Here is a 26,254-nt window from a genome sequence, read left to right on the forward strand (position 1 = left end):
CCTTAATTACTGGTTGGTTTATAAGAATTCATTCTTATCCTCTGTTTAATTTTCAAAGACCTTGTCGCTTCATGCGACTTTTATATAGTAACATGTTTGAATTTGTTTGTCAACATGTTTTTTATTGACTTATTTGTCAATTTCTTGCCGTCTTTCGTGACGACAATTGATATTGTATCATAAAAGCTCGAAAAATAGTAATGCTGTATTGTTATATTTTAAAATTAAATTAAAAATTCTTTAATTTATTTATATTTTTTTCATTTTAAACATACTGATACACTAGGTATAGTTGCATAAATAACAATAAAACCACTTTAATCAATATAAGGCTATATTGATTAAAGTGGTTTATATATACCTAGTTATAACTTTTAACTAAATCATTTTTTTCTATCAATTTATATGTTATTAACTATTTCTTTAAACTTATTTCCTCTTATTTCAAAGTTTGAGAACATATCAAAACTTGCACAGGCCGGTGAAAGTGTTACTATATCCCCTTTATTTGAAATACTTCTAGCTACCTTTACTGCTTCTTCAAGTGATTCTACTATTTTTATAGGAATTTGAATTTTTTCTTTATCTATTACTTTTTTAAAAGCATCATATATTTTTTCTTTAGTATCTCCCATAAGTATTAAAGTTTTTACTTTTTTATAACCACCTTCTGCTAAAGGTTTAAAAGGTATTTTTTTATCATAACCTCCTGCTATTAAAATAACTGGTTTTTCAAAAGCATTAAGACCAGCTAAAGTTCTACTAGGACTAGATGCTATAGAATCATTATAATATTTTACTCCGTCAATTTCTCTTACTAGCTCACATCTATGTTCTACCCCTTTAAAATTAGTGGCTACATATCTCATACTATCTACTGATACATATTCATAAACCATACAAAATGCTGCTAATAAATTAGCTACATTATGCATCCCTTTTAATTTAACATCCTCTATTTTACATATTTTATCACCATATATAGTTAAAAATCCATCTTGTAAACATGCTCCATTTTCTATTTTTTCCTTTAAACTAAACTTAATTACTTTCCCTTTACTTTCTTTATCTATAGAATTAGTTAATTCATCATCCTTATTTAAAACTAATAAATCTTCTTTGTCTTGATGTTTAAATATGCTCTTTTTAGCTTCTACATATTCATTAAAATCTTTATGAACATCTAAATGATTAGGACTTAAATTAGTTATTAATGAAATTTCAGGTGATACATCTATAGTCATAAGTTGAAAACTTGAAAGCTCTAAAACCACCATATCTTCTTTTGTCATTTCTTCTATATTAGAAAAAAGAGGTGTTCCTATATTACCGCCTACCCATGTTTTATATCCATGCTTTTTTAATATTTCATATGCTAAGGTAGTTGTTGTTGTTTTTCCATCACTTCCTGTTACTCCAAGAACCTTTGCTGGGCAGTATTTTATAAACTCTTCCATTTCTGAAGTTATATATGCCCCTTCCTCTTTTGCACTTAAAAGTTCTGGTATATCCATTCTCATAGATGGAGTTTTAAATATAACATCGTATCCTTTTAAGTTATCTAAATAATTTTCTCCTAAAACTAATTTAACACCTATGTTAGTTAATTCATTATAAGTTTCTCCTAAATCTTCTTTAGTTTTTTTATCAAAACCGCTAACCTTAGCTCCTAATTTAGCTAAAAAATGAATTAATGGCTTATTACTTACACCTATACCTACAACAGCTGTCTTTTTACCTTTTATATATTCTTTAAATTCACTAAAATCTCTATTCATTTATAAACCTCCATAGTAAAAAACATAATGTTTATCTATCAATTTTATAATACTTGAGTTTATTTATATATGGTTAAAATATTAAAATCATATATTAACTAATCCCTCTACATTATATCATTTTAAAAATATATATAAATATCTTAATAGAATAAAATATATTTGTATTTGATATATTTATTTTATAACATATTTTTTAACTACAAACTAAATTACATAGATTATTATACATTATTTTAAAATGTAATAATAATCAAATAATTAATTTTTTTCTGAAAAGTAACTTTAATACATATTAATCATTTTTTCTTAAAAAAAATATCATATATTGTTGAAAATTAAAATAAAAAGTGGTATAATTTTTTTCGTGCCGTAAGAATCTAATATAATTCCCCAAGTTTTATTTAAACATATAACATATCCCCATGATTAAACCCTATTTCATTCTCAGGTGATTTAAAAATATCACCTGATTTTTTTATATTAAAATTTAAAAACCCTATATAATAAACTTTTTAAAGGTTTATTATATAGGGTTTTACTATATTTACATTAAAGTACTATTTTTATATAGTGTTTTAAATTAGAAATCCACTTTTTCTTCTAAGAATTTATCTAATTCATCTATCTTAACTCTAACTTGATCCATTGTATCTCTATCTCTTATTGTTACTGATTCATCTTCTAAAGTATCAAAGTCTATAGTTATACAATAAGGTGTTCCAATTTCATCTTCTCTTCTATATCTTTTTCCTATACTTCCAGCTTCATCATAATCAATATTGAATTTTTTACTTAACTTTTTATATACATCTAAAGCTTTATCAGATAATTTCTTACTTAATGGTAATATAGCAGCTTTATATGGTGCTAATGCTGGATGGAAATGAAGTACTTTTCTTACGTCACCATTTTCTAATTCTTCTTCATCATATGCATCTGCTAAAAATGCTAAAACAACTCTATCTGCTCCTAATGAAGGTTCTATACAATAAGGGATATATCTTTCATTAGTAGTAGGGTCTAAATATCTTAAATCCTCTCCTGAATGCTCTAAATGTTGTTTTAAATCATAATCTGTTCTATCAGCTACTCCCCATAGTTCACCCCATCCAAATGGGAATAAGAATTCAATGTCAGAAGTACAACTACTATAATGAGATAACTCTTCTTTACTATGATCTCTAAATCTTATATTTTCTTTTGTCATATTTAAATTTAATAAGAAATTCCAGCAATAGTCTTTCCAGTATTTAAACCATTCTAAATCTGTACCTGGTTTGCAGAAAAATTCTACTTCCATTTGTTCAAATTCTCTTGTTCTAAAAGTAAAGTTACCTGGTGTTATTTCATTTCTAAAAGATTTTCCTATTTGAGCTATACCAAAAGGTATTTTCTTTCTAGCAGATCTTTGGACATTCTTAAAATTAACAAATATACCTTGAGCTGTTTCTGGTCTTAAATATATTTCTGATTTAGCATCATCTGTTACTCCTTGGAAAGTTTTAAACATAAGATTAAACTGTCTTATATCTGTAAAATTCTTTTCTCCACATTTAGGACAAACTATTCCATTATCATCTATATATTGTTTTAACTTTTCATTTGACCAGCCATCTGCACTTGCTTTTTCTACTCCTTGCTCTGTCATATGCTCTTCTACTAACTTATCCGCTCTAAATCTTGATTTACATTCTTTACAATCCATAAGAGGATCAGAAAAACCTCCTACATGGCCTGAAGCTACCCATACTTCTCTATTCATTAATATTCCTGCATCAATTCCTATGTTTTGTGGAATTTCTTGAACAAATTTTCTCCACCAAGCTTTTTTTACGTTATTTTTAAGTTCTACTCCTAAAGGACCATAATCCCATGAGTTTGCTAGTCCTCCATATATTTGTGAACCTGGGAATATAAATCCTCTATTTTTGCAAAGTGATCCTATCTTATCCATAGTTTTTTCAAAAGCCATAAAATTTCCTCCTCGTATTTTAAAAATTTATATAAATGTTTAAAAATATATAACAAAAGGGCTATGCCATTAAAGGGACGAAAATATTCGCGGTTCCACCCTTTTTGGCAATAGCCCTACTTTTACAAAATATTACTCAAAAGCGCCTTTCATAATAAGTAATTAGTTGTTTTCACCTACCACAACTTCTCTAAAAACACTTATTATTACTCCTCTTTATCATCGCATTCTTATATTTAATTATTATTATAATATTATACTCTTAAATTTATTTATTATTCTGAGGTTTCATAGTTGGGAATAATATAACGTCTCTTATAGAATAAGTATCTGTTAAGAACATTATAAGTCTATCTACACCTATTCCAAGTCCTCCTGTTGGTGGCATACCTATTTCTAATGAATTTATGAAATCGTCATCCATCATATAAGCTTCATCGTCACCTAGTTCTCTTTCTTTAAGTTGTTGAACAAATCTATCCCTTTGAACTATAGGATCATTTAATTCTGAGTAAGCATTACATACTTCTCTTCCAAATACAAATCCTTCAAATCTTTCAGTAAATTCTTCGTTTCCTCTTTTTTTCTTAGTTAATGGTGATATTTCAACAGGGTAATCACATATAAAAGTTGGCTCGATAAGTTTTTCTTCTGCATATTCTTCGAATAATGCATTTAATATATCACCTTTTGTGCAGTCTTTTAAGTCTTTCTTTAATTCTACACCTTTTTCTTTAGCTACTTCCCTAGCTTCTTCATGTGTTTTTATTTCATTGAAATCTACACCAGAATATTTTTTAACTGCATCTACCATAGTTACTCTGTTCCATGGTGGAGTAAAATCTATTTCTGTTCCTTGGTACTGAACTTTTGTAGTACCTAATACTTTTTCACAAATATAAGCTACCATGTTTTCTGTTATTTCCATCATGTCATTATAATCTGCATAGGCTTCATATAATTCTATAGAAGTAAATTCAGGATTATGTCTTACATCCATTCCTTCATTTCTGAAATTCTTACCTATTTCATATACTTTTTCAAATCCACCAACAATTAATCTTTTTAAATAAAGTTCTGGTGCTATTCTAAGATACATATCCATATTTAATGCATTGTGGTGAGTTATAAACGGTTTTGCAGCTGCACCACCTGCTATAGGTGATAACACTGGTGTTTCAACTTCCATAAATCCTTTATTATCTAAAAATTCTCTCATAGATTTTATTATTGCTGTTCTTTTCATGAAAGTATCTTTAACTTCACTATTCATTATTAAATCTACATATCTTTGTCTATATCTTAAATCAGGATCCTTTAAACCATGAAATTTTTCAGGTAATGGTCTTAATGATTTAGCTGCAAGTTCAAAATCTGTTATGTGTATTGTAGTTTCTCCAGTTCTTGTTTTGAAAACAGTTCCTGTTATACTTACTATATCACCTATATCAAAAGATTTAAACTCTTTAAGTTTTTCTTCCCCTACATCATTTATCTTTATGTATAACTGAATTTTTCCATATCTATCATGGATATCAGAGAACCCAGCTTTTCCATGTACCCTTTTAGACATAAGTCTACCAGCTACAGTTACACTTTTTCCTTCTAATTCTTCATAATTTTCTTTAACTTCTTTTGAAGTATGAGTTCTTTCTACTTTATAAACATCGAATGGATCTTTGCCTTTTGATTGTAAATCTTTAAACTTTTGAAGTCTTTCCTTTATTAATTCATTTGATTCCTCTTCTATGCTGTGCATTATGTTATCTTCATTTGACATTACACTTTTCCCTCCAATATTTGATTAATGTCTCTTTATTTCTAGTATTTCATACTTACTTACTCCGTCTGGTACTGGAATTTCAATTATATCTCCAACTTTTTTACCTAAAAGACCTTTTCCCACAGGAGATTCATTAGATATTTTATTATTCATAGGATCAGCCTCTGCAGAACCTACTAAGCTATATTCTTCTTCGTCATCAAATTCATAATCTTTTACTCTAACTATTGTTCCAACACTTACAACATCTTTTGGAATTTCACTTTCATCTACTACAGTAGCATTCTTAAGCATATTAGATATTTGTATTATTCTTCCTTCTACAAAAGCTTGTTCATTTTTAGCTTCATCATACTCTGAGTTTTCACTTAGATCTCCAAAAGAAAGAGCAACTTTTATTTTCTCAGTAATTTCTTTTCTTTTTGTAGTCTTTAAATATTCTAATTCGTCCTCTAGTTTTTTTATACCTTCATAGGTCATAACATATTTTTTTGGCTCACTCATTTTACTCTCCCCTTCATATTGTACTAAATTCACATTTATCTATCAATTCATTTATAGTATTATTCTAAATCATATGAACATCAACATTTAAGTTATTATAAATCAGGGATATTCTTCTGTCAACATTTTACTTATAGGATTTCATATAATACTATAAATCTATAACATAATCATTATATTTTATTTTATCTATTGAAATTCCATTATATATAAGAGACTTTTCTATATCTTTCTCTTCCATCTGACAAAGTATACCTCCTAATAACTCTGGAGTAAAATCAATATCATATACATCCCATGGAACTTTATAGGTTACACTATTTACCTGCATAGATAAATTATTTAAATTCATATTATTTATATACCATATAGGAACTTCTTTATATATTTTTTCATTACCAGAATATATAAAAAAATCCGCTTTATTTAATGCGTTCTCTAAATTCTTAGTAATTATAGGTGTTATACCGTAATTAGCAATTATATATTCACTTATACTTACAAGCTTTTTCATATTTTCTGATACTAAAATCATATACTTTATCTTAGTAGATAAAAACTCTATAATTTTAAAATTTATTACATCTGCTGCATCATATATAACTATATAGGAATTCTTTATATTTCTTTTGTTTAATGTAAGTATTGTCTTTATACTTTCTACAACACTATATGAAAATAAATTCTTTTGAAAACTATTTAAAACTCTGTAATCTAATAATCTAATTGTATTAGGTGCAACTATACATTCTTTACTTTTTGATATCTTTAAAGCTTTATTTAAATTATTATAGTAAGATTTCTTATTATAATTACAGGGAAATTTAATCTTTATTATATCTAAATCTAAATCACTTATTCTATTTTCCTTTTGAAATATTATACTATATCTATCTTTTATCTTTGATATAAAACTATCCTTTGAATAGGCCTTTTTAATATCTGAATTTAAATGTAATACAGGTATCATATAACCATCCTAATTTATTAATATAGTATAATATTATGCTTTAAATATATTTAAATTCCTTTTAAATATTCTCTATATTTTTCTAGTACTTTAATCACATTTTCACTATTACCTTCAGCATTTATCTTATCTTTTACATCGGTACAATTTCTTAAACCTTTTATGTATGCAGCTAAATGCTTTCTCATTTCCCTAACAGCCTTGTACTCACCAAAATACCCTATGGCTTTTTTGTAATGGCTAATACATTTATCTATTCTTTCTGATGGAGTTGGATAATATACATCTAATCCCTTTATCTTTTGATAAATCTGTTTAAAAATCCAAGGGTTCCCTTGGCATCCTCTTCCTATCATTATTCCATCACAATTTGTTTTATTTATAAGCTTTAAAGCATCTTCAGCGGTAAACACATCGCCGTTACCTATAACAGGAATGCTTACTGAATTTTTTACATCCTTTATTATTTCCCAATCAGCTTTTCCTTCATACATCTGATCTCTTGTTCTACCATGAATAGCTATAGCATCTGCACCAGAATCTTCTAATACTTTAGCAAATTCTGTTGCATTTATATTATTTTTATCAAAACCTTTTCTTATCTTAACAGTAATAGGCTTTTTAGAAACTTTTTTCATAGCCTTTACAATTTGAGAAGCTAATTTAGGATCTTTCATTAAAGAAGATCCATCTCCGTTTTTAACTATTTTAGGAGCTGGACAACCCATATTTACATCTATAATAGCTACATCCTCAATGTCATTAAAAAATTCTACAGCACTAGCCATTATTTCTGGTTCATGACCAAATAGTTGAAGTGCCACAGGCTTTTCTTTATCTGATATTTTGCATAACTTTTTAGTATTTTCACTTCCATGATACAAAGCCTTAGAACTAACCATTTCAGTATAAACTAATCCGCATTGTTCTTCTTTACAGATTTCTCTAAATGCTATATCTGTAAATCCTGCCATTGGAGCTAAAAATACATTGTTTTCAAATAATATATTTCCTATATTCACAGTATCACCTTATCTATTCTTCTCATATATTACTCTAAGGCCTTCTAAAGTTAAAATATGATTTATTTCATCTATACTCTTAGATTCTTGTTTTATAAATTTAGCAAGCCCTCCTGTAGCTACTACAAAAGGCTCTTCTTGTCCTAAGTCTATCATTTCTTGTTTCATCTTGGTTACTATATAATCTACCTGCCCTGCATATCCATAGGCTATTCCTGCTTGTATACTAGATACTGTATTTCTACATATAATTGTAGGAGTTTTTACAAGTTCTACCCTTGGAAGTTTTGCTGCTCTTTCAAATAAAGCATCTGAAGATATTTTTATTCCTGGACATATAGTTCCCCCTAAATAATTTGCTTCTTTAGTTACTGCACAAAATGTAGTTGCAGTACCAAAATCAATAATTATCAAAGGTTTTTTATAAAGTTCATGAGCAGCTACAGCATTAACTATTCTATCTGCTCCTACTTCTCTTGGATTATCATATTTTATATTAATACCAGTTTTTACTCCTGGGCCTACAATTATAGGTTTTAATTTAAAGTATTTTAATATCATATGTTCTAAAGAATACATAATATTAGGAACAACAGAAGATATAATAACTCCTTCTATATCCTTAATATGGAAATCGCTATTAGTAAACAAATCCATAACTTGTATACCATATTCATCAGCGGTTCTTTTATCATCTGTAGCTAATCTCCAATTAACCATTAACTTTTCATTTTTATATATACCTAAAACTATATTAGTATTCCCAACGTCTAGCACTAAAACCACTTAAAGCACCACCTTCTATTTTGCAATATACAAAAACTAAATATAATTAATAAAGGGCAGCAACCTTTGCTGCCCTTTTCTTCATTTAACGTCAATTTAACAATTTTATTTTATCAGCTAAAATTATTTTGTCAAGTTTAAATTATACTTAGAATAATCCTAATATTTCACCATCTTTGGTTATATCCATCTTATTAGCCGCTGGTACTTTAGGTAATCCTGGCATAGTCATTATATTACCAGTTAATACAACTATAAATCCTGCTCCGCTTGATACCCTAACTTCCTTTACTGTTATATCAAAGCCACTTGGCTTTCCTAATAAACTTGGATCATCAGATAAAGAGTACTGAGTTTTAGCTACACATATAGGTTTATTTTGTAAATTTAATTTTTCTATTTCTTTTATTTGCTTTTCTGCAGCTTTTGTGTAATTAACAGCTTTTGCACCATATATTTTCTCGGAAATAATCTGAACTTTTTCTTTTATAGGTAAGTTTTCATCATATAAAGTAGTAAAATTAGATTTTTCTTTTTCCATAACATCTACTACCTTTTCTCCTAATTCTATTCCACCTTCTCCGCCTTTTTCCCATACTTCAGTTAAGGCAACATCTACTCCTAAATCTTTACAATACTCTTTTATATAATTTAACTCTTCATCACTATCTGTAATAAATTTATTTATAGAAACAACAATAGGAACATTATATTGTTTTATGTTTTCTATATGTTTTTCTAAGTTTTTGATTCCAAGTTTAACTGCTTCTACATTAGATTCATTTAATTCACCTTTTGCTACTCCTCCATGATGTTTAATAGCTCTTACTGTAGCTACTATAACAACACAATCTGGCTTTAAATTTGCAGCTCTACATTTTATATCCAAAAACTTTTCAGCTCCAAGATCTGCACCAAATCCAGCTTCTGTTATAGCATAATCACCTAGTTTTAAAGCAGCTTTTGTAGCTAAAACACTGTTACATCCATGAGCAATATTCGCAAAAGGTCCTCCGTGTATTATAGCTGGAGTATTTTCTAAAGTTTGAACTAAATTAGGCTTAATTGCATCCTTCATAAGTAATGCCATAGCTCCATTTATCCCTAATTCCTTGCAATATACAGGATCTCCCTCTAAATTGTATGCAACTAATATGTTACCCATTCTTTCTTTTAAATCTTCAAGATCTTTAGCTAAACATAATATAGCCATTATTTCTGAAGCAACTGTTATCATAAATCCATCTTCTCTTGGAAATCCGTTAACCTTTCCTCCTAAAGCAACTACTATATTTCTTAAAGCTCTATCGTTCATATCTAAAACTCTTTTAAATAGAATTCTTCTTTCATCTATTTTAAGTTTATTTCCTTGGTGAATGTGATTATCTATAGCTGCTGATAATAGATTATTAGCAGAAGTTATGGCATGCATATCTCCTGTAAAATGTAAATTTATATCTTCCATTGGCACTACCTGTGAGTATCCACCTCCAGCTGCCCCTCCTTTTATTCCAAATACTGGTCCTAAGGAAGGTTCTCTAAGGGCTATTACTGCATTTTTACCCATTTTACATAGTGCTTGGCCAAGTCCTACTGTTACTGTAGATTTTCCTTCTCCAGCTGGTGTAGGGTTTATTGCTGTAACTAAAATTAATTTACCATCTTTTTTATCTTTTAATCTATTAAACACATCTAAAGATATTTTACACTTATAGTTTCCATATAACTCTATTTCATCATCTTTTAGTCCTATTTTATCAGCAATCTTTGTTATTTTTTCCATATTAGCTTCTTGAGCAATTTGTATATCTGATTTACACATAACTATCCAACCTTTCAAATATAAGTAAAATTTTGAAATATTCTAAATTATTTATCTATATGTATTATGCCATTCCGTTCTTTTTCATAAACTCTTTAGAATTAACTATATATCTTACGTGATTTCCCTCTCCAATTTTTCCTACTTCATCCCATGCTTTAACATTAAAATATAGTTTTTTTCCATCAATCTTTGTAAGTGTAGCTTCACATTTAACTTTTAATCCAACAGCTGTAGCTTTTATATGTTTTATATCCACAGCTATGCCTACTGTTGAATATTCACTATCTAACTTAGAATCCACACAACTTTTAGCCGTATTTTCCATAAGTCCTATCATAGCAGGTGTAGCATATACTTCTAAGCTACCAGATCCATATTTGCTAGCAGTATCTTCAGAAGTTACTGTAGTCTCAAGTACACTCTCCATGCCTTCTTTTAGGTTTAATTCCATTACACATCCCTCATTTCTAAGTATCATATCCATAAAATTATTATACACAAAATTAATTGCAACATCTATATTATATAAAAAAGAACAGGAATATTCCTGTTCTTTTGTTTGTTAACCAGCATTAAAAATTTCTTCAAATTCATCTGCTTCTAATTTTTCTTTTTCAAGTAATGCCTTAGCTACTGAATGAAGTTTTGATATGTTGTCATTTAATAATGTTTCAGCATTATTATAAGCTTTATCTATAAATTGTTTTATTTCTTCATCTATTTTAAATGCTACATCTTCACTAAAACTTCTTTCTTTTCCAAGGTCTCTACCTAAGAATACTTCATCATGGCCTGAACTAAAGTTTATAGGTCCTAACTTTTCACTCATACCATAATCCATAACCATCTTTTTAGCTATTGTTGTTGCTCTTTGTATATCATTTTGAGCTCCAGTACTTATGTCACCTATTATAAGTTTTTCTGCAACTCTTCCTCCTAATAAACCAACTATCTCTTCTTGAAGCTTAGACTTAGACATATATGATCTATCTTTTTCCGGTAAGTGCATAGTATATCCACCAGCTCTTCCTCTTGGTACTATACTTATTTGGTGAACAGGATCTGCATGAGGTAAAAGCTTCATAACAACTGCATGACCTGCTTCATGATAAGCTGTTAATCTTCTATCCTCTTCATCTATTACTCTACTTTTCTTTTCAGGTCCTGCTATAACTCTTGTTACTGCTTCTTCAAGTTCATCCATACTTATTATAGATTTTCTTTTTCTAACTGAAAGAAGCGCTGCTTCATTCATTAGATTTTCAAGATCTGCACCTGTAAATCCTGGAGTTCTCTTTGCAAGTATATCTAATTTAACTTCATCTGATAAAGGTTTGTTTCTACAATGAACTTTTAATATTTCTTCTCTTCCTTTAACATCTGGAGCTCCTACAACTATTTGTCTATCAAATCTACCTGGTCTTAATAATGCTGGATCTAATATGTCTGGTCTATTAGTTGCAGCTATCATTATGATACCTTCATTAACACCAAAACCATCCATTTCAACCAACAATTGATTTAATGTTTGTTCTCTTTCATCATGTCCACCGCCAAGACCAGCTCCTCTTTGTCTACCTACCGCATCTATTTCATCGATAAATATAATACAAGGAGAATTCTTCTTAGCTTGCTCAAATAAGTCTCTAACTCTTGATGCACCTACACCTACAAACATTTCTACGAAATCTGAACCAGAAATACTGAAAAATGGAACTCCTGCTTCTCCTGAAATAGCTTTTGCAAGTAAAGTCTTACCTGTTCCTGGAGGACCTACTAATAAAACACCTTTAGGTATTCTTGCCCCCATTTCTATATATCTTTTCGGTAATTTAAGAAAGTCAACTATCTCTGCTAACTCTTGTTTTTCTTCATCTGCACCTGCAACATCGTTAAAGGTAACTTTTTTCTTGTCTGGAGTAGCCATTTTAGCTTTACTCTTTCCAAAATTCATTACTCCTCTATTTCCACCGCCACCTTGGGCCTGCTGCATGAATATAAACCAAAAACCTAAAAGCATAAGCACTATTAGTATCATTGGTAGATACTGAACCCACGCTGGAATTGATGTTGGCTTTACATAAATTTCTTTAACTTGACCATTCTTAGGATGTTCATTTATAAATTGAAACAATCTTTCTGAAGGAACTACTGTTTCATATTGAGTACCATCCTTCAAAGTACCAGAAACTGTCATTCTATCTTCTTTTACTTGAAAACTTTTAACATTATTTCCTATCCAACTTTTCTGAAATTCACTGAAGTTGATTACTGTAGAGTTATCACCAGTTCTAGCAAGCATCACTGCTGAAACTATAACTAGCACAAACACAATGACCCAGGCCGTTGCACTTGAAACTTTTTTCATATAGGCCAACCTCTCTTTCTAGTTTTATAATGTAAAATTGTATCACATGGAATATATGTTTACAACAATCTTATTATAAATTATTTATAAATTTCTTCTTTTAATATACCGATATAAGGTAAGTTTCTATAATGTTCTGCATAATCTAGTCCATATCCTACAAGAAATTCATCTGGAACATCATATCCTAGATATTTTACATCTAAATCAGCTTTCCTTCTATCTGGTTTATTTAATAAACAAGCTATATCTATACTTAAAGGCTTTCTGCCTTTTAGATACTTTAATAAATAACTTAAAGTAATTCCTGAATCAATTATATCTTCTACTATAAGAAGGTGTTTTCCTTCTATTTCAAAGTCTAAATCTTTAAGTATTCTAACAACCCCTGATGATGTAGTAGAATTTCCATAACTAGAAACAGCCATAAAATCCATAGTACATGGAATTGTTATTTCTTTCATTAAATGTGCCATAAAAGGGACAGATCCTTTTAATATACCAATTAGCATTAGATCTTTTCCTGCATAATCTTTGCTTATCTTTTTTCCTATTTCGGATACTTTATCTTTTATTTTTTCTTCTGATATTAGAACCCTTTCTATATCACTTGCCATATCCTTCATTTATATCCCACCTTTGATTATTATTTGTAAAATATTTTTTGTGTCTTTATCTACTTTAAATTTATTGCTTGTTCTATAACCTGTAATCCACGCTATTTCATCTTTAAAACATATAATATTTATTTTATCTCTTTCTTCTCTAGGTATCTTTAAATCTATAAATAAATCTTTTAATTTTTTATTTCCTTTCATGCCTAAAGGTGTAAACTTATCACCAGGTTTTCTATTTCTTAGTATAATATCTTTAGTATTAACTTTGTCAAAATCAAAATACTGAACTAATTCATTATCTTTATTTTTATAATTATCTTTATAAGATATATTCACCAAATTAAGTTTAACTAAAATATCTAATTTTTTCAAATAGTTATCTCCTAATTTTAAATTATAAAAAGATAATTCTTTTTCTTTTTTATTTTTACCATTTATAAATATATGTATATCTTTATATACATTTTCTGCCTTTATATTATTAGGAAGCATTATTGATTTTCCTGTTTCACTTTTTTGAATATTTATAATATCACTTATGTGCTTACTTTCAAAATTATATAAATTACCCTTTATATTATAAAAAACTTTTCTTATTATACGTGATAAGATAGCCTCTGGCTGTAAAAAGGCCTCCTTGGATATTATAACCTTTTTTCCTTTTCTATCACAGTATATTTTATATTTTTCATTAGCTATTTCTTTTAAGTATTCATTATCTTTAGAAACAGATAAAGAAAGCTTATTTAATGTTCCTATTATATCTTCATTAAAATTTTCCTTTATAAAAGGAATTAGCTGTAATCTTATTTTATTTCTAGTGTATATAGTCTCCAAATTAGTTCTATCTATTCTAGGTTTTAAATTATTGCTATCACAATAGTTTTCTATATCTTTTCTTAAGACGGAAATTAAAGGCCTTATATATATTCCTTCTCTTATAGCTTTTATTCCCCCAAGTCCTTCAAGACCTGTTCCTCTCATAATTCTCATAAGTACTGTTTCTGCTTGATCATTACAATTATGTGCTAAAGCAATTTTTTGAGCATTTAATTTTTCTTTTAATTCATAGAAAAATGAGTATCTTATTTCTCTACCTATACTTTCTGAAGATACACCCTTTTCTTTTGCTAATTTATTTATATTTGCTCTCTTTGAAAAAAACTTTATATTATTTTGAAGACAAAAATTTTCCACAAATTTTTCATCCTGATCTGCTTCTTTTCCTCTTATACAGTGATTTATATGCGCTACAAAAATTTCCTTTATTCTTAAATCTTCTCTTAATGAATATAAAAGATGTAACAAACACATAGAATCTGGTCCTCCAGAAACTCCTACTATAATTTTATCTCCTTTTTCTATCATATTATATTTTTTTATAGTATTTATAACTACATTTTTCACATTCAACACGTCCTAATCATTTATATTAACTTATTATATCATAAAATAAATGTAGCTTGAAAAATTTGAAATAAAAAAAAGAATATTAAAAACTAAGTAATAAAACTTAATATTAATAATATTCTACTAAAAAATTAATATAAAGAATAAACTTTCTGAACAACTATAGAAACGTCATCTTTAACTTTACCATTACTTAGTTTTTTTACTTGATTAATAAGTTTTTTACATAATTTTTCTGGATCAATACAATCTGTTTCTCTTAAATAATTTAATATCCAATCTACTTTTCCTGCAGATTTTGCCTCATAATCTAAAACACCATCACTTATCATTACAATTATATCTCCATTTTTTATATCTCTATTTTCAATATCAACATCAACTTTATCTAATACTCCAATAGGCAAAGTTTTAGATTTTATAACTTCTACCGCTTCCTCTCTTTTTATAAAACTAGCTACAGATCCTACTTTCATAAAATCTATTTTTCCTTCATATAAATCTATATTAGTTAAATCTACTGTAGAAAATTTTTCGTCTTCTGAAAATTTAATTCCCATTATAGAATTAATAGTATTTATAGCTGTCATTTTACTAAATCCTGCCTCTGTAAATTTCTGTATTAGCTCTACTACAGCTGTACTTTCTTTACCAGCCTCAGGACCTGATCCCATACCATCACTTATTATAGAAATAAAATTACCATCTTTTAATTTTTCAAAGACATAACTATCTCCATTATACCTTTCTCCATCTTTACATAAAGTATTTCCAAAGGCTTTTACATGATATTTTGGTGTTTCTTCAAATACTACTCTACATCCTTCTTTTTCTTTATCTATATTACACCCATCATCTCTTATTCTCATAAGTTTATTTGTTACTTTATTTATTAAAGGTAAAATTTCCTTTGAACATATTTGTCTTCCTCCACAAATATCCATTGATAAACTTATTATTAATCTGTTTTTTTCATCATTATAGCAAAACACATCTTTATACTTTATATCATTTTTATTTAAAATTCTTCTTATATTGTTATCTATTAAATTACTAAACTTTATTCTCTCATCAAAATCATCAATTATTTCTTTAACAGCACTTCCCATATTGTTCATTTGAGAAGATAAGACTTGTCTACATTCTCCAAGTCTTTTTTGCCACATTTCATTTACTATAAAATTATTAGTTAATTCTTTAGTATTTTTTATCATCTGTGTTCTCTTAACACACTTTTTTTGCAATTCATTAGGAATACCTTTTTTATTATCTTGATAATTTTCAATAAGTTCTGCTAAAGCATTATATGTGTAGTAAGTTTCCTTTTTCCAACACACATTTCTCATATTACAATTACTACAAACTCTATCTGCTAAATTTTGTACTAAAGAATCACTCTTTCCTTTCATTGCTAACTTTTGATTTTCTGCAAGCTTTGCTAAAACATCTCCTACATTGAATAAAATATCAGAAAAATTTTCTAGCTTATCATTTACTAAAGATTTTATCTTACCTATTTGATTATCTTGAATATTTTCTCTTTTCTTTTGAGCATCTAATTCAACTTCTAACTTTCTATAAATTTTTTTAGGTATAGCCCAAAATACAATAAGACCTAATAAAGCTTCTATTATTTTAAACTCATTCCCTATATTAGAATAAAATTTTAAAACACAAAAACCAATTATATATGCTGTTCCTGTTATTAACTTTCCTGTATCTTTAAAAGTTCCTGCTATAAGTCCACAAAGTCCATATACAGAAATAAATGTTAACATATCCTTTGAACCAAGTCCTACTATAGCTCCCATTGCTATTCCTATTGCAGCTGCACTGGTACTTCCTTTTACATAACCAATAATTACTATCAAAGTTAATGCTATAAAATTTCTTAAAGATACATTATTTATACTTATTCCCCATGTTCCTGAAACTGCTAAGGCCAAAGTTATTGCCATACTTATTATTTCTTCATTACTATAAAGATGCATAGTATTTATATCTCTAAAGCATATAATAGAATAGTTAATAATAAAATATATAGGAAATAAACATGCTATTTCAAATATTGAATTTAATAAAGAGATGTTAATAGATAAATTTAAAATAAATGCTTTATATAGTACTAATTCTGAAAATATAACAATATACATTATAGTAATAGTCTTTGTATTTTTTATATTTTTTGATATGTATCTAGCAGTAAGTATTGTTCCTATAATAGTTATATATATAGGCAAATCCTTTATACTATTGTACAAAGATACATATCCTATAAGTGTTCCAAAAGCAGAAAATAATACATATTTATACTCCTTTTGAAAAGACACTGCTAATAAAAAAGCTATGCCAAAAGGCGCCATAAGATTTATAAATTTAACTCTACTTATTAACAAAGCAGATACAAAATATAAAGTTATTCCTAATATATAATTAAAACTCAATGCATTCTTCTTTTTATGTTTGTCCACTTTTTTTGTCCTTTGATATGGGGATACCTCTGCACCATACTGCATGTATATAATCACCTCCGCTTAAATTTCTATTTCATTATAACAAAGGTAACTGGAAATTATTGTCATAAGCTGAGATGAGAGCAAATTTTTTTTAGGACATTTATTTCTATTATTCTTTTTTATTATTTCTTTTAGACATTTATATAAAAAATAATACAGTAAGATAAATAATTATATTTTTTTAAAGCTATTCTGGTGTAAAAATCCTTATAATTTTTACATAAACTAAAAATTAGTCGTTTAAAACAGTTTAATATAATATTTTTTAAAATTTTAAAACACATATTGATAACAAATCCTTCATCTCTACTTTTTAAATATAAATAAAACTTAAAAAATATTATTTATGGCAAAACAAAAGAGACTCATATATATATGAGTCTCTTTAATATATCATTGGTAGCGGGAATAGGACTTGAACCTACGACCCTTCGGGTATGAACCGAATGCTCTAGCCAGCTGAGCTATCCCGCCAAAAAATAGTCAAAAAATAAAATGGTTGCGGGGATAGGACTTGAACCTACGACCTTCGGGTTATGAGCCCGACGAGCTACCAACTGCTCCACCCCGCGATATTGGTGCTGAAGACCGGAATCGAACCGGTACGGGCTTATAAGGCCCGCAGGATTTTAAGTCCTGTGCGTCTGCCAGTTCCGCCACTCCAGCACATTAATATGCAATGAAATTATTAAATTTTAAATGGTAGCGGGAATAGGACTTGAACCTACGACCCTTCGGGTATGAACCGAATGCTCTAGCCAGCTGAGCTATCCCGCCACATGGTTGCGGGGATAGGACTTGAACCTACGACCTTCGGGTTATGAGCCCGACGAGCTACCAACTGCTCCACCCCGCGATAATTTGGTGCTGAAGACCGGAATCGAACCGGTACGGGCTTATAAGGCCCGCAGGATTTTAAGTCCTGTGCGTCTGCCAGTTCCGCCACTCCAGCACATTATTGCTTAATATTTCATGTCGTTTTTTCTGACGACATAAGTTATTATATATTATTATTCATCCCATGTCAACACTTTTTATAAATTATTTTGTATTTTTTATTATAAAAAGAAGAAATTAATAAAAAGGCCAATTTTGGCCTTTTCACTAACTAAGATTTTTTTTGTATCCTTTACTTCTAGAATCTTTATGTCTTTTTAAATCTTGGAATCTTTCTTCACTATCTTTTAAAAATTTTGATATTCTATCTTCAAAATTACCATCATTATTATTTTTCTTAGTCTTTTCTTTGTTCCAGTCTATTTCTATTGGTCTTGAAGATTTTTTTTGTTGTGGTTCTGCTTGCTTCATAGATAAACTAATTTTACCTTTTTCATCTATTGAAATAACTTTTACTTTCACTTTATCTTTTTCTTTCAAATATTCTCTTATGTCTTTTACATAGTTATTTGATACCTCAGATATGTGAACTAAACCAGTTTGACCATCTACTTCTACAAAAGCTCCAAAACTTGTAATATTTACTACTGTACCTTCAAGTATACTACCTGCCTTTAAAGTCATATTAATAAGACTCCTCCTTAAAATATATATATATTAAATTAAATTTAAAACTTTACTACTTGTTGTTTATTACAGGAGTCTCGCCTTCTTTTATAAATCTTAGTCTTTCTCTAGCTAATCGTTCCCTATAGTCTTTAGATTTTGACAATTTGACCTCATCCTGTAATTTCTGGTTCTTTTTCTTAGCTTTATCTAGTTGAACTTCTTTTTTATCAATCTCATTATTTATTTTATGCATAGTTATCCTTTGGGTTACAAATATAAAACACATATATACAAATAATAAAATTAACACTATATTCTTGAGCTTAAATTTATTCTTCATCAAATTTACTCCTTTATAAAGCATAAGCCTATAAGTATATTTTATTATATTTAAAATTTTCTTCAACCTATTTGGAGTAAATTTATTATATTTTTTATTTTAACTTATAAATAATAAATTTAAATGGGTATAAAATTATATTTTTCAATATTCTAAAAAACTTTCCTAAAAAAAACATTATATGTTTTAATATCTTTATATTATATCTGCTCAACAATATTAAATACAAATACAAGGCTACAAAAATCCATAAATAAATATACATTCCTATAAAAGCACAATCATTATATAACAAAAATATAAATACAACAATAGCAGATAAAACCCAAAATAGTATATCTTCTATAATTTTAATAAACTTTTTCAAGTTTTGGTTTCCTCTTATTATTCTATATATGTCAAAAAAAGATCCTATTATCAATCCTGATAATAGACTAAAAAATAATAACCCTAGTTGCTTACTTATAGATATAATCATATTATAAAGACTCCTATTTAAATAATCTTGATATTAAACCGTCTTTTTTCTTTTTTATTGTATCCCCAATATAAATACAAGAGTTGACAGTTCCAACTATAATTACATCTCCATTTTGTACATCTAATTTGTTCATTTTAAGGCCTTCACCTTTTATGTCTAAAGTTCCTAAGCTTGTATTTAAAGTTATTCTTTCTTCATTAAAACTCATAACTTCAATTACTCCGCTTAATACTAATTTTTTTCTATTTTCTAAATTTAAGTTACTTTTTTTATCTTCATATTTAATTTCTTTCTTTTCCATATATATCCCTCCACTTGTAAATATATATGCTTTAATTCCATTTCCTATTACTAAAGAAATTATAGATTTTTAAAATTAAAAAGCAAAATGCTTTAATTCATTTTGCTTTCACCTAAAGATATTTATATTAAGTCTATCCTACTATCTCATACATTTTACTAGCATCTTCTTTTCTAACATGTTCTGCTACAGCTAGAACCTTATATTTCAAACTTTTATTTGCATATTGTATTTCTATTATATCATCTTCTTTTATGTCTATTCCAGCCTTAGCAGCTTTTCCATTTACAAGTACTCTTCCTCCATCACAAGCATCTTTTGCTACAGTTCTTCTCTTTATTATTCTTGATACCTTTAAATACTTATCTAGCCTCACTGTGCTTCCTCCTATATTTATCATAGATACTTTTTAAATAGCTTTAAAATAAATAACTAATCTATATGCTAGTCTATTTTTTAAAACTACCTTTTTCTTTAAATTTAATAATAAAAAATTATTTAAAACCTAAGTTATTGTATTTGACAAAATAGCTCTAGAATCTTTCACCTATTATTTATTTTTATATGCCTAAAACAAAAAACCCAGATATAAACCTAGGTTTTTTGAATAAGTGTTATTTTTTATTTATTAACTCTTTCTTTTAGGTCTTTACCAGCTTTAAAAACTGGAGCAATTGATTCTGGAATAGTTATTTCTTCTTTTGTTCTAGGATTTCTACCTATTCTTGCTGCTCTTTTTCTAGTTTCGAAAGTACCAAATCCTACTAGTTGAACTTTTTCGCCATTTTCTAAACTTTCTTCTACACTTTCAACGAAGGCTTTTAAAGCTGCTTCTGCATCCTTTTTAGTTAACTTTGATTTTTCTGCCATACTTGCAATTAATTCTGATTTATTCACTTTTGTTACCTCCTTAATAATTAAAGTAGCTTTGAACTACTTAGAGTTTTCTACACATCGCTTATTAGCATATTCTTCACGAAGTTTGAAAATCCTTCTTTTAAAAGAATAAATTTATTTAAATAAATTCATAAAGACTAATTTTTTGATTCTTCCCACAAAGAATCCATTTCATTTAATGACATATCTTCTAAATTTTTATTTTTAGATTTTGCCATTTTTTCTATGTATTCAAATCGCTTTATAAATTTATCTATACTATAATTTATAGCACTTTCAGGGTCTATGTCAAGAAATCTTGCCACATTTACCACAGAAAATAATATATCTCCTATTTCTTCTAGTATTTTTGCCTTATTTTTGCTTTTGTATACATCTTTTACTTCATAATATTCTTCCGGTATTTTTTTCATAGCATCCTCAACATTATCCCAATCAAATCCAACCTTAGCTGCTTTATTTTGAACCTTATCTGCTCTCATAAGACCTGGCAAGCATTTTGGAACATGTTTAAGTATTTGCGTATGACTTTTCATACCTTGTTCTTTATTTTTAATTTTATCCCAGTTTTGTAGTACTTCATCTGAATCTTTTACACTTACATCTCCAAAAACATGAGGATGTCTCATAATCATTTTTTCACATATGCTTTTTATAACATCTTTTATATTAAAATACCCATCTTCTTTTCCTATTTGAGAATGGAATATTACTTGAAGTAAAACATCTCCAAGCTCTTCTACAAGCATATCTATATTATCTTTCTCTATAGCCTCTAAAACTTCATAAGTTTCCTCTATTAAATATTTTTTTAAACTGTCATGAGTTTGCTTTGCATCCCAAGGACATCCATCTTCACTTCTTAGTTTATCCATAATATCTAATAAATCATAAAAGTCATATGAATTGTTAACATCTTTAGGAACATATACTGATGTTAAATGATCAATATTTTCTTGTCTATCAAGCTCATATAAAGGAATTTCTTTTATTTCTTCCAAGTCTTCTATTCCTGCTGCCCTTACAAAGTATACCATAGTATCGTCTTTATAGTAATTCATAAGTTCTAATTTTACTTCTGAAGCTATAAATTTATCGTATACTTGAGTTATTATAGTACCTTCTCTTTTGTTCATCTTTTGACTTTTCATATCAAAGGCATCAATTATTTTAAGGCCATCTACAGGATCTATATTTAATCTTTCCATTAAGCAATCTATAAAACTTACTGCTGGAACAATCTTAAACTCTATATTATTTTCTTTACAAAGATTTATCAATAATTTAACAGATTTTTCTGCTACTAAAGGATGTCCTGGAACAGTATATACTATATCTCTATCACTTTTTTCACTTTCTGCTATTAATTCTTTTGCTATAGATGAATATACTTCTTCAAAATTATCCTTAGTCTCATACTTAATATCAAAAGTTTCATAATCAATACCTAATTCTTTTATATATTCAACTGTTGGATGTTTTTCTGTTCTTAAAAATACTTTATCTGCTTTTTTTAAGTTTTCTATGCACCCTAGTGTTATAGCTTCTTTAGATCCAGGCCCTAATCCAATAATTTTTATCATATTATCTTTTCACCTTCTATTTCTTTATAAATTTATTTTTTATATATTTATAATCTAATATGCCTACTGCACTTATAGTTATAAAATATATTATTACTCCTATAAATACTGATAACACACAAGAAATTCTACTACTCCTTGTATAATTATAGGCATAGAAATAAATAAATACAACAGCTATTATCATAAAAATAGATGCAAGCATTGGTTTTATAAGTACATCATAATAGTTTATAGATATACTTAGCTTCTTTTTTATGCACTTTAAGTTTAAAATTGCAGCTACTACATATCCTGTTATAGTTCCTATAACCGCACCATATATGTTTATATTAGGAATAGGTACTAAAACTAATGTTATTACTATCTTAAATAGGCAGCCTACAGCTAAATTTATAACAGGAGTCATATATTTACCTATGCCCTGTAAAATCGCTGTAGCGGTTTGTGAGAGGGCAATAAACGGAACTGCTATTGATAGATACTTTAATATCTTAAATCCAGCGTCCTGACCTGGAAATATTAAATTTAATATAGGTTTAGCCATAAAATTCAATCCTAAGCAAGAAGGAATTGCTATAATCATAGATACTCTTATAGCAAGTTCTAATTTTTTTAATATTTCCATCTTTCTACCTAAAACATATGCTTCTGCTATTATAGGTACAAGGGCTGCACTTAAAGCTACTGATAAAGTAAGTGGAACATTTATAAGTGTAAATGCTTTTCCTGAAAGCTGTCCATACAAAATAGTAGACTGTTTATAAGTAAAGCCTGCTTTTAATAATTCTTGAGGTACTAATGCAGAATCTATAAGACTCATTATTGTACCTACTGCTGAACCTATAGATATAGGTATAGCTATATATAAAAGCTTTCCCATTATCCCTATACCTTTTTTTCTATTTTTCTTTTTAATCTTTATGTTTATGGTTTTTCTTTTTATAGATAAATATTTTAATATAAGATATAATCCACCTAAAAATCCACCGGCTGCAGCTCCTACAGCGGCTCCTCCTGCTGAATACTCTATTCCTTTTGGTAAAAGTATATAAGCAAGTCCAACTCCTACTATAACTCTTCCTAGTTGTTCTATAATTTGAGAAGTAGCTGTATAGTTCATATTTTGCATTCCTTGGAAAAAACCTCTAAAGGCGCTCATTATAGATATAAAAAAAGGAGCTAATGATATTCCTATCAATGAATAATAAGATTTGTTATCCCATTTTAAAAATCTTATTATTTGTTTAGAAAAAACTATTAAATTAAAAGAAAATCCAAGTCCTAGTATAATCATTAAAACTATAGCTTTTTTTAAAACTAGCATAACACCATCATCATCACTTACAGCTTTCCTTTCAGATACCATTTTAGACACTGCAACTGGTATTCCAGAAGATGCTGCTATGAAAAACATATATAAAGGATAAGACATCTGATAATACCCTACACCTTCATCTCCTATAAGCATTTGTAATGGCCATCTAAAAAATAATCCTAGAAACTTTGCAATAATACCTGCAGCTCCTAGTATTAATGTTCCTTTTACTAGTGATTGCTTTTTCATAATAATACCTCCGCATTCCTACTATACATATAATTATTTATTCCAAGAAAATATTATTACTATTAAAGATATATTTAGCTATAAAATAATACTATTATGTAAATTAATTATTAATTCTTAGTAAAAACAAATCATTATTTTTAATAAAAAAACAGCATATAATATTAAATTTTTAACATTATATGCTTTATTTATGTTATATGAACTTTTGTATTTATTATATTTTATGTTATTCCTCCATTTGCTTTCCTAAGAATAAAGATGCTGTTTGAGCTAATTTGATTTCTAAATCATCAAAGTTTTTACCTTCTTCTTTTGAAAGTATAATAACAGATCCTATAGTATCTCCTTCTGCTATTATAGGTGATACAACTTCCGTAGAATATTTCCCTTCCATTTCTTCATCTTCAAATACTGGAATAACTTTATTTTTTTCTAAAGCTACTGGTTTTCTTTCTTCTATAATCTTTTCTAATTCGCTACTTACCTTTTTATCCATATATTCTTTCTTAGAAACTCCACTTACAGAAATTACGCTATCTTTATCAGTTATTAATATTATATTTCCAATAGTTTGATATAATGAATCTCCATATCCTTTAGCAAATTCACTTAAATCTCCTATAGGAGAATATTTCTTTAATATTACGCCTCCTTCTCTATCTGTAAAAATTTCTAATGGATCTCCCTCTCTTATCCTTAATGTTCTTCTTATTTCTTTTGGTATAACAACTCTTCCAAGATCGTCTATTCTTCTAACAATACCTGTTGCTTTCATCAACTGTTACCTCCTCTAATTAATATTAAATATGTTTTGTATGTATTATTATTATTTTTCTATTTTTGAAATTTTATGCATAATTGTAATTTAAAATTAAAAAATTACTATTATAGCTCTAATTTTGTAAATTAAAGCAAAGCAAAAAATACTATCAAAGCATTACTTTGATAGTATTTCATAAATATGTTATTTAATTTTTATAAAATTTAATCCATTAAATTTTTATCATATTTTTTAATTGTAGAAGCTTTTTTCCATTCATCTAACTTTTTAGTATAAACTTCTTCTTTTTTCTTTTGTTCTAATTTTTTCTTTATATCCTCTTTTACTTTTTCATATTTTTTAACAGGATATTCTTTTTTCTTTGTTACTTTTATTATATGATATCCAAATTGTGTTTTTACAGGTGCTGATATTTGTCCTTCTTTTAAAGCTTTAGCTGCATTTAAAAATGTTGGATCTAACTGCTGATCATTATATTGTACAGTTCCTAAACTTCCACCTTTTTCTTTAGAGCCAGGATCTTGAGATACTTCTTTAGCTACTTTAGCAAAATCTTCTTTTTTATCTAATCTAGCTTTAACTTTTTTAGCTTCATCTTCTGTTTTAACTAAAATATGTGAAATATCCATAGTATTAGGTTTTTCTGTATAATCAGATTTATTAGCATCGTAATCTTTTTTAATATCTGCTTCAGTTACTTTAACATCTTTAGTTATCTTATCTACAAGTTTTTGTACTATTATTGATTTTTTAGTAAATTCTTTGTAATATTCCTTTGTAATCCCTTGAGCTTTAAAGGCTTCTTCTAATTTTTTGTCATCGCCTTTAAACTGTTCTTTCTTTAATTTATTATACTCTTCATCTACTTTTTTATTTAATTCATCATCCTTTGGAGCTACTTTCAATTCTTCAGCTTTTTGAAGAAGTATACGTTCCATAATCATTTGATCTAAAGCTTTACCCTTTTGTTCTTTTACTACTTCTTTACCTTGTTCATTTTTTGCAAAATCTTTTCCATATTGAGCTTCCATTTGCTTGAAAAAGCTAGCTATTTGTGGGTTTTCATCTAACTCTTTTCTAGTTATTTTATCACCATTTACTTTAGCTACAGCGCTTTTTTGTTTAGCTTCTGGAGTTTTTTCTATCATATTACACCCACTAAAAGCTAATGCAAATATTATTAGCATCGATGCACTAATTATCTTTTTTATGTTATTCACGTCCTATTCCTCCACTTCTAA

At 27.8% G+C, this 26,254-nt stretch carries 23 protein-coding genes, 6 tRNA genes and 1 other annotated feature; all 29 genes read right to left on the reverse strand.

Annotated features, from left to right (window positions below):
• Window positions 1–401: 401 nt before the first annotated feature.
• Window positions 402–1,778 (reverse strand): UDP-N-acetylmuramoyl-L-alanine--D-glutamate ligase, encoded by a 1,377-nt coding sequence (gene murD, locus ABDZ71_RS15565; RefSeq protein ID WP_343763042.1) that lies wholly within the window; start codon window positions 1,776–1,778, stop codon window positions 402–404.
• Window positions 1,779–2,361: 583 nt separating this feature from the next.
• Window positions 2,362–3,753: a glycine--tRNA ligase gene (locus ABDZ71_RS15570; RefSeq protein ID WP_343763044.1), complete on the reverse strand. Its 1,392-nt coding sequence runs from the start codon at window positions 3,751–3,753 to the stop codon at window positions 2,362–2,364.
• Window positions 3,754–3,823: 70 nt separating this feature from the next.
• Window positions 3,824–3,985 (reverse strand) — a binding site (T-box leader).
• A 36-nt stretch (window positions 3,986–4,021) separates the two neighbouring features.
• The gene (lysS, locus tag ABDZ71_RS15575; protein ID WP_343763046.1) at window positions 4,022–5,533 is read right to left on the reverse strand and encodes a lysine--tRNA ligase; all 1,512 of its coding nucleotides are present in this window, start codon (window positions 5,531–5,533) and stop codon (window positions 4,022–4,024) included.
• 24 nt (window positions 5,534–5,557) lie between these two features.
• Window positions 5,558–6,040, reverse strand: a complete 483-nt coding sequence (greA, locus tag ABDZ71_RS15580; protein WP_343763047.1) for a transcription elongation factor GreA — start codon at window positions 6,038–6,040, stop codon at window positions 5,558–5,560.
• A 151-nt stretch (window positions 6,041–6,191) separates the two neighbouring features.
• On the reverse strand, window positions 6,192–7,010 hold the full coding sequence (locus ABDZ71_RS15585; protein ID WP_343763048.1) for a hypothetical protein: 819 nt from the start codon (window positions 7,008–7,010) through the stop codon (window positions 6,192–6,194).
• Window positions 7,011–7,060: 50 nt separating this feature from the next.
• Window positions 7,061–8,032: a tRNA dihydrouridine synthase DusB gene (dusB, locus tag ABDZ71_RS15590; protein WP_343763050.1), complete on the reverse strand. Its 972-nt coding sequence runs from the start codon at window positions 8,030–8,032 to the stop codon at window positions 7,061–7,063.
• 9 nt (window positions 8,033–8,041) lie between these two features.
• Window positions 8,042–8,818 (reverse strand): type III pantothenate kinase, encoded by a 777-nt coding sequence (locus tag ABDZ71_RS15595; RefSeq protein ID WP_343763051.1) that lies wholly within the window; start codon window positions 8,816–8,818, stop codon window positions 8,042–8,044.
• 148 nt (window positions 8,819–8,966) lie between these two features.
• Window positions 8,967–10,640 (reverse strand): formate--tetrahydrofolate ligase, encoded by a 1,674-nt coding sequence (locus ABDZ71_RS15600; protein WP_343763052.1) that lies wholly within the window; start codon window positions 10,638–10,640, stop codon window positions 8,967–8,969.
• Window positions 10,641–10,704: 64 nt separating this feature from the next.
• Entirely contained in the window at window positions 10,705–11,094 is a 390-nt protein-coding gene (locus ABDZ71_RS15605) for a thioesterase family protein (protein ID WP_343763054.1), read from the reverse strand.
• 111 nt (window positions 11,095–11,205) lie between these two features.
• On the reverse strand, window positions 11,206–13,011 hold the full coding sequence (gene ftsH, locus ABDZ71_RS15610; protein WP_343763055.1) for an ATP-dependent zinc metalloprotease FtsH: 1,806 nt from the start codon (window positions 13,009–13,011) through the stop codon (window positions 11,206–11,208).
• Window positions 13,012–13,091: 80 nt separating this feature from the next.
• Window positions 13,092–13,637, reverse strand: a complete 546-nt coding sequence (hpt, locus tag ABDZ71_RS15615; protein WP_343763056.1) for a hypoxanthine phosphoribosyltransferase — start codon at window positions 13,635–13,637, stop codon at window positions 13,092–13,094.
• A complete protein-coding gene (gene tilS / locus ABDZ71_RS15620) occupies window positions 13,638–15,035 on the reverse strand; it encodes a tRNA lysidine(34) synthetase TilS (protein ID WP_343763059.1) in 1,398 nt (465 codons plus the stop codon). It lies immediately after the preceding gene.
• Between the two features lie 134 nt (window positions 15,036–15,169).
• Complete coding sequence (gene spoIIE / locus ABDZ71_RS15625; protein ID WP_343763060.1) at window positions 15,170–17,554, reverse strand: stage II sporulation protein E; 2,385 nt, start codon at window positions 17,552–17,554, stop codon at window positions 15,170–15,172.
• A gap of 397 nt (window positions 17,555–17,951) precedes the next feature.
• Window positions 17,952–18,028, reverse strand: a tRNA-Met gene (locus ABDZ71_RS15630).
• Window positions 18,029–18,050: 22 nt separating this feature from the next.
• Window positions 18,051–18,126, reverse strand: a tRNA-Met gene (locus ABDZ71_RS15635).
• A 4-nt stretch (window positions 18,127–18,130) separates the two neighbouring features.
• Window positions 18,131–18,220: transfer RNA gene (locus ABDZ71_RS15640), tRNA-Leu, on the reverse strand.
• A 34-nt stretch (window positions 18,221–18,254) separates the two neighbouring features.
• A tRNA-Met gene (locus ABDZ71_RS15645) sits at window positions 18,255–18,331 on the reverse strand.
• A gap of 3 nt (window positions 18,332–18,334) precedes the next feature.
• A tRNA-Met gene (locus ABDZ71_RS15650) sits at window positions 18,335–18,410 on the reverse strand.
• A gap of 6 nt (window positions 18,411–18,416) precedes the next feature.
• A tRNA-Leu gene (locus tag ABDZ71_RS15655) sits at window positions 18,417–18,506 on the reverse strand.
• 152 nt (window positions 18,507–18,658) lie between these two features.
• The gene (locus ABDZ71_RS15660) at window positions 18,659–19,075 is read right to left on the reverse strand and encodes a S1 domain-containing RNA-binding protein (protein WP_343763061.1); all 417 of its coding nucleotides are present in this window, start codon (window positions 19,073–19,075) and stop codon (window positions 18,659–18,661) included.
• Window positions 19,076–19,130: 55 nt separating this feature from the next.
• Window positions 19,131–19,400 (reverse strand): FtsB family cell division protein, encoded by a 270-nt coding sequence (locus ABDZ71_RS15665; RefSeq protein ID WP_343763063.1) that lies wholly within the window; start codon window positions 19,398–19,400, stop codon window positions 19,131–19,133.
• 94 nt (window positions 19,401–19,494) lie between these two features.
• Entirely contained in the window at window positions 19,495–19,878 is a 384-nt protein-coding gene (gene yabQ / locus ABDZ71_RS15670) for a spore cortex biosynthesis protein YabQ (protein WP_343763064.1), read from the reverse strand.
• Window positions 19,879–19,891: 13 nt separating this feature from the next.
• A complete protein-coding gene (gene yabP / locus ABDZ71_RS15675; protein WP_343763066.1) occupies window positions 19,892–20,182 on the reverse strand; it encodes a sporulation protein YabP in 291 nt (96 codons plus the stop codon).
• Window positions 20,183–20,315: 133 nt separating this feature from the next.
• Entirely contained in the window at window positions 20,316–20,558 is a 243-nt protein-coding gene (locus tag ABDZ71_RS15680; RefSeq protein WP_343763067.1) for an RNA-binding S4 domain-containing protein, read from the reverse strand.
• Between the two features lie 245 nt (window positions 20,559–20,803).
• The gene (locus ABDZ71_RS15685; protein WP_343763068.1) at window positions 20,804–21,079 is read right to left on the reverse strand and encodes an HU family DNA-binding protein; all 276 of its coding nucleotides are present in this window, start codon (window positions 21,077–21,079) and stop codon (window positions 20,804–20,806) included.
• A 137-nt stretch (window positions 21,080–21,216) separates the two neighbouring features.
• Window positions 21,217–22,662 (reverse strand): bifunctional methyltransferase/pyrophosphohydrolase YabN, encoded by a 1,446-nt coding sequence (yabN, locus tag ABDZ71_RS15690; RefSeq protein ID WP_343763070.1) that lies wholly within the window; start codon window positions 22,660–22,662, stop codon window positions 21,217–21,219.
• 16 nt (window positions 22,663–22,678) lie between these two features.
• Window positions 22,679–24,229 carry a putative polysaccharide biosynthesis protein gene (locus tag ABDZ71_RS15695; RefSeq protein WP_343763071.1) on the reverse strand — a complete coding sequence of 517 codons (1,551 nt, stop codon included), beginning with the start codon at window positions 24,227–24,229 and terminating at the stop codon, window positions 22,679–22,681.
• 229 nt (window positions 24,230–24,458) lie between these two features.
• Window positions 24,459–25,007, reverse strand: a complete 549-nt coding sequence (spoVT, locus tag ABDZ71_RS15700) for a stage V sporulation protein T (RefSeq protein ID WP_343763073.1) — start codon at window positions 25,005–25,007, stop codon at window positions 24,459–24,461.
• A gap of 209 nt (window positions 25,008–25,216) precedes the next feature.
• Entirely contained in the window at window positions 25,217–26,233 is a 1,017-nt protein-coding gene (locus ABDZ71_RS15705) for a peptidylprolyl isomerase (protein ID WP_343763074.1), read from the reverse strand.
• Between the last annotated feature and the right edge of the window lie 21 nt (window positions 26,234–26,254).

It is taken from the genome of Clostridium oceanicum (assembly GCF_039521385.1).
In the GTDB taxonomy this organism is placed as follows: Bacteria; Bacillota; Clostridia; order Clostridiales; family Clostridiaceae; genus Clostridium_F; species Clostridium_F oceanicum.

Excerpts from the sequence above, each read along its gene's own strand:
- murD (WP_343763042.1), bottom strand. The coding sequence starts at position 1,778 with ATGAATAGAGATTTTAGTGAATTTAAAGAATATATAAAAGGTAAAAAG.
- ABDZ71_RS15570 (WP_343763044.1), bottom strand. The coding sequence starts at position 3,753 with ATGGCTTTTGAAAAAACTATGGATAAGATAGGATCACTTTGCAAAAAT.
- lysS (WP_343763046.1), bottom strand. The coding sequence starts at position 5,533 with ATGTCAAATGAAGATAACATAATGCACAGCATAGAAGAGGAATCAAAT.
- greA (WP_343763047.1), bottom strand. The coding sequence starts at position 6,040 with ATGAGTGAGCCAAAAAAATATGTTATGACCTATGAAGGTATAAAAAAA.
- ABDZ71_RS15585 (WP_343763048.1), bottom strand. The coding sequence starts at position 7,010 with ATGATACCTGTATTACATTTAAATTCAGATATTAAAAAGGCCTATTCA.
- ABDZ71_RS15600 (WP_343763052.1), bottom strand. The coding sequence starts at position 10,640 with ATGTGTAAATCAGATATACAAATTGCTCAAGAAGCTAATATGGAAAAA.
- ABDZ71_RS15605 (WP_343763054.1), bottom strand. The coding sequence starts at position 11,094 with ATGGAATTAAACCTAAAAGAAGGCATGGAGAGTGTACTTGAGACTACA.
- ftsH (WP_343763055.1), bottom strand. The coding sequence starts at position 13,011 with ATGAAAAAAGTTTCAAGTGCAACGGCCTGGGTCATTGTGTTTGTGCTA.
- hpt (WP_343763056.1), bottom strand. The coding sequence starts at position 13,637 with ATGAAGGATATGGCAAGTGATATAGAAAGGGTTCTAATATCAGAAGAA.
- spoIIE (WP_343763060.1), bottom strand. The coding sequence starts at position 17,554 with ATGCAGTATGGTGCAGAGGTATCCCCATATCAAAGGACAAAAAAAGTG.
- ABDZ71_RS15660 (WP_343763061.1), bottom strand. The coding sequence starts at position 19,075 with ATGACTTTAAAGGCAGGTAGTATACTTGAAGGTACAGTAGTAAATATT.
- ABDZ71_RS15665 (WP_343763063.1), bottom strand. The coding sequence starts at position 19,400 with ATGAAGAATAAATTTAAGCTCAAGAATATAGTGTTAATTTTATTATTT.
- yabQ (WP_343763064.1), bottom strand. The coding sequence starts at position 19,878 with ATGATTATATCTATAAGTAAGCAACTAGGGTTATTATTTTTTAGTCTA.
- yabP (WP_343763066.1), bottom strand. The coding sequence starts at position 20,182 with ATGGAAAAGAAAGAAATTAAATATGAAGATAAAAAAAGTAACTTAAAT.
- yabN (WP_343763070.1), bottom strand. The coding sequence starts at position 22,662 with ATGATAAAAATTATTGGATTAGGGCCTGGATCTAAAGAAGCTATAACA.
- ABDZ71_RS15695 (WP_343763071.1), bottom strand. The coding sequence starts at position 24,229 with ATGAAAAAGCAATCACTAGTAAAAGGAACATTAATACTAGGAGCTGCA.
- spoVT (WP_343763073.1), bottom strand. The coding sequence starts at position 25,007 with ATGAAAGCAACAGGTATTGTTAGAAGAATAGACGATCTTGGAAGAGTT.